11 protein-coding genes and 1 pseudogene are annotated in these 13,312 nt (G+C 59.1%); 6 read left to right on the forward strand and 6 right to left on the reverse strand.

Features of this window, described 5'->3' with window-relative positions; genetic code table 11:
• Positions 1 to 5: 5 nt before the first annotated feature.
• Positions 6 to 680 (reverse strand): response regulator, encoded by a 675-nt coding sequence (locus ACREXZ_RS02235; protein ID WP_431762375.1) that lies wholly within the window; start codon positions 678 to 680, stop codon positions 6 to 8.
• Between the two features lie 188 nt (positions 681 to 868).
• On the opposite strand from ACREXZ_RS02235, the gene ACREXZ_RS02240 reads away from it, so the two are divergent.
• The 5 genes and pseudogenes from ACREXZ_RS02240 to ACREXZ_RS02260 all read left to right on the forward strand — a co-directional run.
• Positions 869 to 2,137: a TolC family protein gene (locus ACREXZ_RS02240; protein ID WP_431762376.1), complete on the forward strand. Its 1,269-nt coding sequence runs from the start codon at positions 869 to 871 to the stop codon at positions 2,135 to 2,137.
• Between the two features lie 73 nt (positions 2,138 to 2,210).
• On the forward strand, positions 2,211 to 3,182 hold the full coding sequence (locus ACREXZ_RS02245) for an efflux RND transporter periplasmic adaptor subunit (RefSeq protein WP_431762377.1): 972 nt from the start codon (positions 2,211 to 2,213) through the stop codon (positions 3,180 to 3,182).
• A 17-nt stretch (positions 3,183 to 3,199) separates the two neighbouring features.
• Entirely contained in the window at positions 3,200 to 6,235 is a 3,036-nt protein-coding gene (locus tag ACREXZ_RS02250) for an efflux RND transporter permease subunit (protein ID WP_431762378.1), read from the forward strand.
• Positions 6,236 to 6,346: 111 nt separating this feature from the next.
• Positions 6,347 to 7,558: an MFS transporter gene (locus ACREXZ_RS02255; RefSeq protein WP_431762379.1), complete on the forward strand. Its 1,212-nt coding sequence runs from the start codon at positions 6,347 to 6,349 to the stop codon at positions 7,556 to 7,558.
• Positions 7,559 to 7,626: 68 nt separating this feature from the next.
• A pseudogene (locus ACREXZ_RS02260) lies at positions 7,627 to 7,887 on the forward strand (aldehyde dehydrogenase family protein); the annotation flags it as partial.
• A 1,672-nt stretch (positions 7,888 to 9,559) separates the two neighbouring features.
• On the opposite strand, the gene ACREXZ_RS02265 reads toward ACREXZ_RS02260, so the two are convergent.
• The 4 genes from ACREXZ_RS02265 to ACREXZ_RS02280 all read right to left on the reverse strand — a co-directional run bounded on the left by ACREXZ_RS02265 (position 9,560) and on the right by ACREXZ_RS02280 (position 11,796).
• On the reverse strand, positions 9,560 to 9,835 hold the full coding sequence (locus ACREXZ_RS02265; protein ID WP_431762380.1) for a hypothetical protein: 276 nt from the start codon (positions 9,833 to 9,835) through the stop codon (positions 9,560 to 9,562).
• Between the two features lie 198 nt (positions 9,836 to 10,033).
• A complete protein-coding gene (locus ACREXZ_RS02270) occupies positions 10,034 to 10,231 on the reverse strand; it encodes a DUF1289 domain-containing protein (protein WP_431762381.1) in 198 nt (65 codons plus the stop codon).
• Positions 10,232 to 10,234: 3 nt separating this feature from the next.
• Complete coding sequence (gene dmeF / locus ACREXZ_RS02275) at positions 10,235 to 11,509, reverse strand: CDF family Co(II)/Ni(II) efflux transporter DmeF (RefSeq protein ID WP_431762382.1); 1,275 nt, start codon at positions 11,507 to 11,509, stop codon at positions 10,235 to 10,237.
• A gap of 8 nt (positions 11,510 to 11,517) precedes the next feature.
• The gene (locus ACREXZ_RS02280; protein WP_431762383.1) at positions 11,518 to 11,796 is read right to left on the reverse strand and encodes a metal/formaldehyde-sensitive transcriptional repressor; all 279 of its coding nucleotides are present in this window, start codon (positions 11,794 to 11,796) and stop codon (positions 11,518 to 11,520) included.
• Positions 11,797 to 11,964: 168 nt separating this feature from the next.
• On the opposite strand from ACREXZ_RS02280, the gene ACREXZ_RS02285 reads away from it, so the two are divergent.
• Entirely contained in the window at positions 11,965 to 12,663 is a 699-nt protein-coding gene (locus ACREXZ_RS02285) for a hypothetical protein (protein WP_431762384.1), read from the forward strand.
• A gap of 117 nt (positions 12,664 to 12,780) precedes the next feature.
• On the opposite strand, the gene ACREXZ_RS02290 is transcribed toward ACREXZ_RS02285, so the two are convergent.
• Complete coding sequence (locus tag ACREXZ_RS02290; protein WP_431762385.1) at positions 12,781 to 13,296, reverse strand: hypothetical protein; 516 nt, start codon at positions 13,294 to 13,296, stop codon at positions 12,781 to 12,783.
• Between the last annotated feature and the right edge of the window lie 16 nt (positions 13,297 to 13,312).

Consider the following 13,312-nt stretch of genomic DNA (forward strand, 5'->3'; position numbering starts at 1 on the left):
GAGCGTCAGAGAGCGTGATTGTCGTCCTTGTCTACCAGCCATCCCACACCTCGTACGTTACGAATCACTGCCGCGCCCAACTTCTTGCGGATGCCGTGAATCAGGACCTCCACCGCATTGCCTTCCACCTGTTGCTCCCACGCATAAAGTTTTTGCTCCAGCTGGGTTCGTGAGAGGACCGTCCCGGGGCGCGTCAACAGCGCGCTCAAAAGAGCGAATTCCCGACTTGTCAGCCGGCACTCCGTTCCGTCGTACACGGCAATGTGTGTCGCCGAATCGAGCGTGAGCTTTCCGCTTGTCATCCGGGTATCGCCGTGGTCACTCAACCGGCGAGTCACGGCCCGAAGGCGCGCAAGCAGCTCGCCGATTTCGAACGGTTTCACGAGGTAGTCGTCCGCGCCGGCGTCCAGTCCGGCAATTCGGTCGTCGACTCCGTCGCGCGCCGTAAGAATTATCACCGGAAGCTTGTTGCCGCCGCTGCGCAGCGAGCGCAGCACGTCAATGCCATCCCGATGCGGCAGGTTCAGGTCTAGCAGCAGGACATCATGTTCCTGCCCTAGCAGCGCCCCAGTTGCGGAGTCGGCGTCACGCACCCAGTCCGCGGCATACGCAGCGTCTTGCAACGCCTGGACAATTGCATTGCCAATCATTTCGTCGTCTTCAACCAGGAGAATTCTCATCGGTCTCAAGGAATCACAGGTGTCGTGCTAAGCCAAAACTAATTCTTGCGGCATAGCATCCGAAGCGTTTTTTACACCGGATAGCCATCGTGCCCAGTCGTGCCTACGATACTAGGTCGCAAAGCGGAATTCACGCAACCAGTCATCAACGACAAGTCAGCCTATGCGCGCTCGTGCGGGTCTCGCTTGTGGCATTGCTCGTGACGCTGTGTGGCTGTGCGTCGTATGCCACCAAGCCTCTTCCGGCGACACCGGAATGGCCCGATAACATCGCGACACCCACCGCACCGCTGACCGTCGACCAGGTGGTCGAACGTGCGCTTGAGCACAGTCCGGATGTCCGCCGGGCAGAGCGCGAACTGGATATTGCAACGGCGCGGAAATATGCGGATGGACTGCTTCCGGACCCTCAGCTCAGCTTCAGCACGGACCGACCCGGGGCCGTGGGATTTGCCCCAGCGTTCATGGTCGGGCTCAGCTATGAGGTGTCCGCACTCGTTGACCACCCTGCAAAGCAGCGAGGCGCCACAGCGGCACTGGAAAAACAGCAGTTCGCGCTGCAGTGGACCAAATGGCAAGTCGCCAATCGCGCCTACGCGCTATACATCAGCAATGTGAGTCTTGCCCGGGTCGAGGCAGAAGTCGCACAACTCGCGGTCCATGAACAGGCTGTCGACAACCGCATGCGGCAGGCGCTTGCAAGGGGCGACGTGACGCGCGATATCGCAATACAGTCGGAGACCGCGTATCGCGACAGCTTGCAGCAACTGGACACGCTTGGACAGGACCATCTCAAAGCTCAGCAGGAACTCGCTACGTTGCTCGACCTGCCGCCTGGCATGCGTCTGATTCTCTCGGCACCTCCTGAACCCTACGGCGTCCCTCCCGATGCAGTGCGCGACGCGCTCGCCAATCTCGGCCAGCGTCGTCCTGACCTGCTGGCACTGCGCGCCGGCTACGCGGAACAGGACGAGCACTACCGCGCAGCTCTTCTCGGGCAATTTCCTCGTCTGGATATCGGTGTCACGCGCGGCCGGGACACGTCTGCCATCTATACCTCGGGCATCGCCGTCACGGTGACGTTGCCCCTGTTTAACGGCAACCGGGGAAACATTGCGGTCGAAAAAGCCACGCGGGAAAGTCTGTACGAGGAGTACACGCAACGGCTCGAAGAGGCTTACGCGGCCGTCGACAACATCGTCTCAGACATGAACCTGCTCGACGACCAGCTCCGCAACGCCCGGTCACTTGAAGCGTCGCTGGACGGAGCGACGCTACAGGCGCGTAGCGCTCACGCTCGAGGCGACATGACACTCCCAACGCTGATGGACCTCGAGTCTCGACGACTGAATCAGCGCATCACGACCACGAAGCTCGCGAACGCTGTGCTTCAGCAGCAGGTCGAGTTGTGCACTCTGATTGGCATAAGTGCCGTCGACCACCAATCTCTTCAATAGGTCCGAGATGAAGCCTATCCGCCTGCTCGCAATTGCTGTCATCTTGAGCTCATGGTGCGCCGCGAGTCCCCTTGTGTTCGCCCAGGACGTTGTGACGATGCCCGCGGTACAGAAACGCATTGTGGTGAAAGTATCCGCTCCAGCGCACGTGCAGGCTGTGTCCAATGCGGTACTGACTGCACCGACGGCGGGGGTCGTCTCGGGCCTGCGAATCACGCCAGGCGAGACGGTTCGGGCGGGACAGACAATTGCGCATCTGACCGGGCCGACAGTGATGTCGGAGAAAGCGCGTCTTGCGGGCGACCTGAAAACTGCCCAGATTCGCCTGTCCGCTGCGACACAAGCTGCTGCGATTGAACAACAGAAATTTAATGACCAACTCAGCACCCGCGACGCAATCGTCCGCGTTCGCGCAGACCTGGACGCGGCGCGTCAGCAACTGGTGGCCGCACAGGTGGCGGCTCAAGGCTACACCGGACTTGCCACAATCACTGCGTCGGAACCAGGCGTAGTGACAGCGGTCAGTGCAGCCGACGGTCAGTACGTGAGCGCTGGACAGGCCCTCGTGACTGTCTCGTCGTCACGCGACCTCCATGTTGTCGCAAATTTCTACGGGAGCGACGCCGCCCTGGTTGCGGTCGGCATGAAGGCGGTGTTCCTGCCTGAATCCGGCGAGGCACCCGTCTACGTTGTCGTCAAACGTACTTCATGGAGTGTTCCAACACCCGGTCAACTCGAAGTCTGGCTCAGTCCCGAGCAGGGCGGCAGCCTGGAGTCCGGCGCGGTTGGCACCGTATCCCTCTCCGCATCAGACGACAGGCAGTTAGCCGTTCCATCCACTGCACTCGTCCTCGACAGTGGCGAATGGTGGGTATTGGTTCACGACAAGACGGGAAACCACCGTCGTCACGTCGCGCCCGGAATAGCTGACGCTGGCTGGACCTCCATCAGGAATGGGCTCTCAGCTGGCGAACTGGTCGTCACTCAGGACGCTTATCTGCACTTCCATCAGGATTTCTCCACACGCTACCAGCAAGCCGATTGACGCCAACCGACTAGAATATGCTCAACGACATCGTCAAGCGGCCCTTGCTATGGGTCATGCTGTACGGCGCATTGATTGCCTATGGCATCTATGCCCTCGTCAATATCCACTCGGAGGTTCTGCCGCAGTTCAACATGCCGCAGGTGAGCATCGTTGCCCAGTTACCCGGGGCAACGACACTCGACCTTGAGGGACTAATTGCCCGGCCGGTCGAGGCGGAGTTGACGTCGCTTCAGTCACTGAGCGACGTACGGACGGTTGTGAGCCAGGGCTCTGTCAAAATCGAAGCGCGTTTCGCAGAAGGGAAGACTGCCGCAAGCGCACTGCAGGACGTCAACGGTGTTGTGGGCCGCGTCAATGGCGCGCTTCCCAAAGGGACGAGCCTGACCACCGAAATCTCCGGCAACGCAATCAACGAAGTCGCGGACTACGCAATACAGATTCCGGATGGCGTGGATGCATCACAGGTGCAGCGCCTCGTCGAATCGAACTTTGCACCCCGTGTCCGAGCGGTCTCTGGTGTACAACGCGTGTCCGTCGTGGGACCAGGTGCAGATGCAATATGGGTGCGGCCTGACCTCGGGAAGTTGCAGCGGTTCAACGTCTCTGCGTCGGCGCTTACGTCGTCACTCGCAACCACGACTGCGATGGTGCCGAGCGGGTATGTCGACCTAGGTCACCAGGACGTCTTTATCGAAGGCAGAAATCTGCCGACTGAACCGTCGGCCTATGCCGGGGTATCCGTACAGACGCCCAGCGGCGCGGTCCCACTCGGGGCAATGGCTGACGTCGTGCGTTCAGCGCTGCCGTCACACCACGAGGTCAAACTCGATAACCGACCCACCATCGCGCTGATTGTCTTCAAGCAACCTGACGCCTCTACCGTGCCAGTAGTCGACGCAGTGGACAGGACGCTACGCGAGCTTGAACCCCAACTGCCGCGAGGTGCGCGCTTCGTGCGCATTTACAGCCAGGGACACATTGTCGGAGTGGTCGCCCAGGATTTGACACGGAATCTCGCCATCGGGGCGGTCCTGGCCGTTGCCGTCCTGTTCTGGATGCTCGGGGCGAGTCGTGGAATATGGGCACTTGCCTTGAGCATCCCACTCTCGCTCCTACTTGGCATTGCTGGCCTGTATCTGATGGGACAGACGCTGAACCTGCTGACATTCGGCGCTCTTTCGGTCGCAGTTGGCTTGCTTGCGGACGATGCCATCATCGTGCTTGAGAGCATCTACCATCGCTGGGAGCGAGGCGATGGCCGGTGGGAAGGGGTCGCACAGGGCTTGCGTGACATCGCTGGTCCCGATATTTCCGGCACGCTGACAACCGTCTCGGTGTTTCTGCCGCTCGCATTCGTGGGCGGCTTGGCCGGACTGTTCTTTGTCCCGTTCTCACTCGCGATGACGGTGAGCCTTATCGCCTCGCTCCTCATCTCCCTGAGCCTGATTCCACTTGTACTCGGCTTCATCGGACCGCATGTCGAAAGGCGCACGACTTCAGGCTCCCGGGCAGTCGCATGGCTCAAGAGCCACAACTTCAGGTTGCTGGATTTCACATTGCGCCGACCGAAACTGTCCCTATGGACGTGCGTCGCCATCTTTGCTGTTTCGGTGGCAGGCCTCGCGTTGGTGCCCGTCGACTTCCTGCCCCTGCCCAATGAGGAGGTACTGCTGGAGAGCTTCACGCTGCCTCCCGGTACATCGTTACACGATACTCAGGACGTGGCCGACCGCATCGGTCAGCGACTGATGGGGCTCGCCCCGGTCGCGCACGTCTTCACGCGCGTGGGGTCGGCATCTGGGACGTCCTACACGGAACCTGCCTACGCAGGCGAAATCCAGATTGCGCTGAAGTCGAACGTGAATGCAAGCAGTCTCGACAAAATCGGTCAGGAGGTTCTCGCCGCGTCGAAGCTCCCTGCGGTGCAGACCGCGATTGGAACACCGACGCTGGAGCGGGTCGGCGAGACGCTTTCCGGCTTGCCCCAGCCGTTCGTGATTGACGTATATGGCGATTCAATCACAACCCTGCAGTCTCTCTCGTCTGATGTGGCAAGCCGATTGTCAGGCGTGCCCGACCTGTCAGACGTGTTCAACAACGATGGTTATCCCATCACCGAATTGCAAATCACGCCTGACCCGACAGGTCTCGCCATTCACGGCATCACACCGGCGCAGCTCCTCTCGCAGTTCCACATCCTGCTGGCGGGACAGACGATTGCGACGGTCCCTGAAGGCAACGGCCACCTCGACGTCTTCGTTCGACTGGCGGACCCCACCCAACTATCCATCGAGCAGTTGAAACAGATTCCCGTCATGGCCAACGGCTGGGTCGCCTTGCGAGACGTGGCTGACGTCCGCATGGCCACTGGCCCCAACGTCATCCGGCATCTGAACGGACTTCGTGCGATTGAGATATTGGCTACGCCAACTGCGCCACTGGGCCAGGTCATCTCGGCCTCAAAACGTGCGCTCGAAACACTTCACATGCCGGCAGGATACGAGGTGAAGTTTGGCGGTTTGTATCCGCAACTGGAGCACGCTGCTATCAATGTAGCCATCGCGGCTGCTATCGCACTTGTGCTCATGCTGGGTATCCTGACGCTGCAGTTTGATGGCCTGCTTGTGCCGGGATTGCTTCTATTGCAGATGCCGTTAGCATTCTCGGGTGGCGCCATCGCACTGGTCGTGAGCGGCATCGGTCTGAACGCCATCGGCTTGATTGCGTTTCTCACACTGATTGGCGTCAGCCTGAACCACGGCATCGTGCTGCTGCAGCTCGTTAAGCGAAACGAAGCGCAGGGATTGTCCGTGCTCGATGCAGTACGAGACGCGGTCGAGGTGCGGTTCAGGCCAATTCTCCTGACGGTGCTAACTGCCTCGCTGGGGCTGCTCCCAACCGCACTTGGCTTCGGCAAAGGTGCAGCTCCGGAACAGGGGCTCGCCATCGTTACGTTGGGCGGATTAGTCTGGAGCGGTTTGCTCAGTACAAACCTGTTGCCAGCTCTCTATGTGTACCGACGCGAGCGGCAACTGCGAAAAACATCCTAGGTCCGGCCGACGCCCGAATGCATCGACGACGGTTAGCGAGTTTCGCCGCTCTGTTGCGCAACGGTGTGACAATGCGGGCGTTGATGCAGACCATCAGTGAACGGAGGACACGTGCAGACTGATTCCACCCAGCGCGCCAGTACGCTCAGCCAAATCCCCCGTGGCATCTGGATGCTTGGCTTGGTGAGCCTGTTCATGGACATCTCGTCGGAAATCATCCACAGCCTTTTGCCAATGTTCCTCGTGACGAGCCTCGGTGCGAGCGCCATGACGGTCGGGTTGATTGAAGGCATCGCCGAGGCGGTCGCGCCTATCGTAAAGGTGTTTTCGGGGGCTCTGAGCGACTACCTTGGTAACCGGAAGTGGCTTGCGGTCATCGGGTACGGCCTGGGGGCATTGAGCAAACCGCTGTTTGCATTGGCGCCCACGGCTGGAATTGTATTGACGGCACGTGTGGTCGACAGGGTAGGCAAAGGCATTCGAGGTGCGCCACGCGATGCGCTCGTGGCTGACATCACCCCCGCTCATCTGCGTGGCGCGGCCTATGGCCTGCGACAATCGCTCGACACGGTCGGCGCGTTTCTTGGGCCGTTGCTGGCGGTCGTACTGATGCTGCTGTGGACAGACAATTTTCGGCGGGTATTCTGGGTCGCGGTGGTCCCAGGGCTCATTGCGGTAGCGTTGCTGGCCTTTGGTGTCAGGGAGCCCGCACGGCAGCCGGGAGCAAAACGCGTCAACCCGATTAAGCTTGAAAGCCTCAAAGAGCTCAGCCGGCCCTATTGGTGGGTCGTCGGTGTCGGCGCAGTCTTCACACTCGCACGCTTCAGTGAAGCATTTCTCGTGTTGCGAGCCATGCAGGGCGGGGTGCCGATAGCCCTTGTGCCTCTCGTCATGGTGGCGATGAACGTCGTATATTCGCTTTCTGCGTATCCGTTTGGAAAGCTGGCCGACTCAGTGAGTCACACGAGGCTGCTGGCAGTCGGCCTCGTGGTACTAATCGTGTCCGACATCGTACTTGCCCATAGCAACTCCTGGGCATTCGTACTGATTGGCGTGGCGCTGTGGGGGCTGCATATGGGGCTGACGCAAGGTTTGCTCGCCACCATGGTGGCGCACTCGGCACCGCCGGAGTTGAAAGGCACCGCGTTCGGTTTTTTCAACCTGATGAGCGGCCTGGCGATGCTCGTTGCGAGTGTGGTCGCCGGCGAACTGTGGGACAAATTCGGAGCCAGTTCGACGTTTTACGCAGGGGCGGGATTCTGCCTGGTCACGCTGCTTGCGCTTGCGATGGGCGCGATAATGGGAAAGAAAAAAGCTGTCTGAACGGATGCCCGGTTGTACCCGGGTTGTCAGAGTGCCCGTCAGGAATCTCAAGGATTGCCCGACGGACCACACAAGAGGCACTCAGTCTAACTGTCGGCGTCACGACAGGTGTCGAAGAAGGCGCTCACCTGGTCGTTGAAGTCCGAGCCCTGTAACTGCCAGGCCGCGAGGAGAGCTTCTTTATGGGTGGTCTGTTTTTCGACCACGTAACGCCTGAGATGCGAATTTACAAGGAGGAAATCTTCGGACCAGTCCTCACGTGCGTACGCGTAAAGGGCTTCGCCGAAGCAGCGGAACACGTCAACAACCACGAATTCGGTAATAGTGTATGCGGTCCAGATATATCAGACCGCTTCAAGGTAGGCGCCTTGTCATGAGTTCTCTCGTTGAGCGCCACCATTTGGTTGAAGCCGGTAACATGTCAGTGTCTGACGTCCACACGCTATATCTGCTGAGCACAGCAAAGCTTGTTCTCGAAAACACGATGCTTCACGCGAGACTGCTTTTGTTCCCGGGACAGCAGATAGATGTGCAGTCCCTGCTGGCTCTTTTCACCCTCAAAGGCAAACCGTACGCCGGTCAAGCACCCCCCGTTCCGCGGGCGAGCCGCCTCATCAAATCGGCGCGGCCAGGTAGCAAGAAGCCTAACTGACCCGAGATAAGACGTTCAACACTATGGGCGCGCGGCAGTATCGAAAAACTCCAGTCAACGTTGGCCTTACGTTGGGGGTGCTCAAAGCTCGTCATTTCCACGCAAATCCTTCAGTGATTGCCCGGGCCGCCGCCACTCTTTATTCGTCGCCTGAAGAGCACGCCAAATCCAACAGCGGCAAACAAGGCCACCACCAGACCGGCGCTCATCCCGGTCGTGCTGCGCGAATCACTCGGACTGGAGGCGGCAGAAGCCACAGTAGGTGCGGAAGCCTGCGTGGCAACCGGCTGCGGGAGCGCTACGCCGGCGGCACTGCCGTGGCGAACGAGAGAGGCCTCCGAGGTTGGCGAGGCCTGAGATGCGACAGAGGGAACTGCATCTGACGTCGGCCCGACGGGGGCCATGCTAGTAGATGAGGTCATTGCCGGAGCCAGTGCTGCGCTGGACCTGGTTTCGGACTTGGCCATCACCCCCCACCGCGCAAATACGCCGTCGATGCAATGGACGTCAGTGCATGCGCTTCGCGATTGCCTCCACCGGGCGAGTTGTTCTGGCGAGAGCTTCCCACTGCGTAGCAGAGCCTGCTGTTGCGCGAAAATATCGTCGTACTCATTGTTCAGGATGGCGTGGTCGCATATGACGCGCTCGGCCGGTTGTCGCGTGGTTGCGCATCGAATGTCGCTCGCCCATGCTCCCGTTGAACCAAACGCCGCCATTGACAGCAGCACTGCCCAAAGTTGTCTTAAATGCACCAGTCCTCCCTGGACGTGGTTGCCGTGATTAAACTGCGTTCGCTCGCGAGCGAACTCCTATGTGTGCATGAAGGACCCAAGGGACACCTGACGGTGCTACGGCATGGGGCGTGCCAGTTCAATCGCGAAAACGGTCTTATGCGATGCCTTCCACCCTGGCCATCGGGCTTGTGATACTCATTGCATCGGATGTCGTACTTGCTCATCGAAACCATTGGCCGCTCGTAGTGCTGGGCGTCGCGTTGTGGGGCCTGCATATGGGGCTCACGCAGAGCTTGCTTGCAACCGTGGTGCCCATCCCATGCAGCACCGCCGGACCTGAAAGGCACCGCGTTCGGTTTCTTCAATTGATGAGCGGTCTGGCGATGCTTGTAGCGAGGGTCGTCTGACGACTTGCGGGACCGTCTGGGGGCCGGCGCGACATTCTATGCGGGAGCGGGGATTTGTTTGTTGACGCTGTGCACTCTGGCTGTCGGTGGAGGATTGCGCCGAAAGCGCGCCTTCTAGTTGAATATGGTGCCGAGCGGTGCATCTAACCGGGCACGGTCAATGTCGTTGCGAACCCTGAGCGACATCAGATAACGATTACACGACGAATCATTGTTCGTCATCGTCCCCGTGGTGTTTGTACCAGCCCTTGTGTTTGCCGTTGTCATGCCAATGACGTTCATCACGGTATTCACCCTGATATCCGTAACCATAGACAGGCGCCGGTGCATAGACGACGGGAGGCGGTTGATAGACCACTGGAGGCGGCGCTACATAAACCGGACCGGGCACGCCGAGAAAGACGTTGACGTCTGCATGCGCAGACGCTTGCCCCGACGCGCAGGCACAAATTCCCAAAGCGGATAAAACCATCGCGCGTTTCATGATGCACTTCCGTTCAAGTTAGGCAGTCCGCCCAAGCGGCTCGGTACATCCCAGAATTCCATGGTAGATGAGGGAGCGAACGGCAGGTGAAACGGCGAGGCGTCTCCTGTAACCTTTTGTAAGCCAAACGAAGAGTTGCCCGCCAATCCGAAATGCACGTTCGTTGAAGGCGGTTCTATCAGGCCGGGCGACTGGACTTCACTCTAACGGCATCTCTGAGGATTCCCGCTGCAGCTTGGCCTGTCGCCGCGCCCGGTCGTTAAGCACCTGATGGCGCCTGTGGTCGGTCATCTTCTTCCACCCTCGAATTTCATCGAGAGTACGAAAACATCCAACGCAAAGCTTGGTCTTGCCGTCGAATGCGCACACGTCGATGCAGGGTGATTTCACCGCCATCTGTCAAACCGCCACGTGAGTCGGATTCACTTCGACCGTCACATGCGACAGACCCCTGAAGCGCTTGAGGGCAGCGTGGTAGAAGCCCGGAGTACGTTGTGCTTCAGTCGTTACAACCGATACGACGGCGCTCATATGCCCCGGTCCTAGACGCCAAACATGAAGGTCGAGCACCTTGTCGCCATTGTCTTCAACCAGGTGACGGACGTTGTCCGCCATGCGCTGGTCCGAACTCATGTCAAGAAGAATCCCACCTGTATCGCGCATCAATCCGTAGGACCAGTTTGCAATGACGAGCGCACCGATGACGCCCGCGAGTGGGTCCATCCAGAGCCAGCCGAATGTGCGAGCCAGCACAAGACCAATGATGGCCAGCACAGATACCGCCGCGTCCGCCATCACGTGGATGTACGCTGACCGGATGTTGTGGTCCCGGGTAGCTGCCTCATGGGCGTCGTCGTGGCTGTGCTCGTGCTCTTCGAATTCGACTTCATGTTCGCCATCCGGCAACCGGACGATGACCTTGAATCCATGCGGTTCCGGAATATCTTCCTTCGACTCGAGGTAGCCGCCCCGGTCGGCAAACATAAACAATTGCTGCGTTCCGTCGGGTCGTACTGTCGTGACGGAGACGGACTGCAATGGCAGTTTCGAGTTCGCGGTTTCCGATGTGATGCGGAAAACGGGCGGCACACCATCTTCGAAGATGGACAGGGCAAACACGCCGGACGGAGTGAAGATTCGCTGCACCTCATCCTCATGACCGTGCTCATCGTGGCCATGACCGTGACTGTGCCCGTGGCTATGGCCGTGATGCCCACCGCTCAGTAGCCAGACACTGGCAATATTGACCAGCAGACCGACCACTGCGATTGGAATCGCCTCGCCGAAATGAATGGGTACCGGCGAGAATAACCGCGACACGGCTTCGTAGCCAATCAGCAGGGCAATCATTGCCAGCACGATGGCGCTCGTGAACCCCGCCAGGTCACCGAGCTTGCCAGTGCCAAAGACAAAGCGTGAATCGGTAGCGTGCTTACGCGCGTACGTGTATGCCAGCGCCGCAATCAGCATCGCCCCGGCATGCGTCGACATGTGGAGGCCATCGGCAACGAGGGCCAAGGACCCGAACATGCTGCCGCCGACAATCTCAACCAGCATCATCGCGCTACACAGCGCAATCACCGCCCACGTCTTGCGCTCGTTGCTTTCGTGGCCTGCACCCAGAAAGATGTGGTCGTGTCCCGCCCCGAAGGCGGCGTCTTTGAAGTCACTCATCTCTGCCTCTACTTGAAGTAGCTGTGAACCACTTCGATTAACTGCTCCGTCGCACTGCCGTCTTGCTCGTGCCCTTCCGCGTCCGCATCGACGAGGTGGGTCCGGATGTGGTCCTCGAGCACGACTGCGAGCAAACCGTTCATTGCGCCCCGGCAACTCGTGATTTGCTGAAGAACGTCATTGCAACCTCGTTCCTCCTCGAGCGCGCGCTCGATAGCTTCGACCTGCCCCTTTATTCGACGAACTCTGTTCAGGAGCTTCTGCTTTTCGCGAACCGTGTGACTCATGATGACCTCCTCATATACTGTGGGGGAGTATATGTCATAATCATGAGTATAGGGTAGGAGGCTATATTATTTTTTCGTGCGGCTTAAGTGTGAAAGGGCGTGGCGTCGCTGCTACGATAGTTGGCTGCTTTCGTGCAGGCGCCTAGGGAAACCTAACCACTTCTGCGCGTGGTCAACTACACCTCGCCTCAGCCTGCCACTGCTTCGCGGCTGAAGCGGGCACAGCAATTTGCAAAGCGAAATCTGTTGCGCTCGATGGTGAAACCATCGGCGGCAATACGCTATCCGGCAGGCAGCGACTTGCCAGGGTCAGTCGTCGTCAATCGCGATGCGCTCGCGACATTGCTGGACGAACGCGGCATGTCGAAAAGTCAGTTGGCACAACACCTTGAAATCGACGAGGCAGAACTGGAGGACGATTACTCTATCGGATTGTCCGTCCAGGTCGCATCGCTCCTCGGGGTGTCTGACTTTAACGAGTTGGTTGGCCGGATACCCCGTGATGCATGGTTCGATGCTCAATCGGCAGGGGTCTTGCAAGGCCTCTTGGACGCGACTGAGCAGGTGCGCGTCAACGTGTCTCCCCAGTTCTCTCCGCACGCCATCGCCGTCATCAATGAGGCGGCCGAGGACCTTGCTGCAGCACGCTGGGCCGCAGAGCAGAATCGCGCAGGTGTTATTCAAGGCCTTGACGCGGCGGTTCACTCCGTCGATGCCGAAGAGTTTCTAGCCTACTTGCAAGACGTTGAGTGCGTCGTGCGGGCTGGAGTTAAACCGTTCTTCACGCCGATTCCCGACCATGACCTTCCCGCTGTAGGCAAACGGCTCGTAATCGCCATCTTGCCGGCAAACACCGTCACTCAGTGATGGGGTGGTGCAGCGCTCGGGGGCGCTGCACCACGTTACCGCTGCGCGAGGTAAAACCCGCGAGCATGGACAGTCTTTCGCCTCCTCACGAGATGCAGGTAACAGGGAAGCAAGTCGCTAGTGAACCCTCGGCGCCACGACATCCGGGACCCTCCTATGCCGCTTCTTGTAGGTTACAACGGGCTTCGCAGGCAGCGCATTCCGAGCGTGCGCCGCCTCACGATATTCGCCGAGCATCTCCTGAAGCGCGAAACTAAATTCGTTAATTTCGTCGCCTTCAGTCAAATCTGACATGGCCGCGCGCTGGCTGGACGCAACGACTTCGTCCAGGATTTCTGCGGCCTCTGCCTCCCCAATTTGCAGGGTACGCATCAGCTCGGAAGCTTGCATGTACCGTCGCTCTTCGAAAGTCCTCTCGTCAAGCTCAGAATCCCAGAAGGTCACGTATTCATGGGCACCGCCTTGATATTCAACGATGTCGAGCCAACTGGCGAAGCCGTAAATCCGTGCAAGCAGGTTCAACGACGCGTAATACTGTTTGACGTCCCACCCGATATGCAGACGCAATTTTTTTGCCATCGTCTTGAACCACTCGATTGATGGCGCAAAGAAGACTTCTTTAACCTCATCCATTTAATTGTCCTGTTTT

Source organism: Paraburkholderia sp. (assembly GCF_050742655.1).
Classification (GTDB): Bacteria; Pseudomonadota; Gammaproteobacteria; order Burkholderiales; family Burkholderiaceae; genus Paraburkholderia.

Coding starts and splice junctions, on each gene's coding strand:
- ACREXZ_RS02290 (WP_431762385.1), bottom strand. CDS start 13,296: ATGGATGAGGTTAAAGAAGTCTTCTTTGCGCCATCAATCGAGTGGTTC.
- dmeF (WP_431762382.1), bottom strand. CDS start 11,509: ATGAGTGACTTCAAAGACGCCGCCTTCGGGGCGGGACACGACCACATC.
- ACREXZ_RS02270 (WP_431762381.1), bottom strand. CDS start 10,231: ATGGCGGTGAAATCACCCTGCATCGACGTGTGCGCATTCGACGGCAAG.
- ACREXZ_RS02235 (WP_431762375.1), bottom strand. CDS start 680: ATGAGAATTCTCCTGGTTGAAGACGACGAAATGATTGGCAATGCAATT.
- ACREXZ_RS02250 (WP_431762378.1), top strand. CDS start 3,200: ATGCTCAACGACATCGTCAAGCGGCCCTTGCTATGGGTCATGCTGTAC.
- ACREXZ_RS02280 (WP_431762383.1), bottom strand. CDS start 11,796: ATGAGTCACACGGTTCGCGAAAAGCAGAAGCTCCTGAACAGAGTTCGT.
- ACREXZ_RS02265 (WP_431762380.1), bottom strand. CDS start 9,835: ATGAAACGCGCGATGGTTTTATCCGCTTTGGGAATTTGTGCCTGCGCG.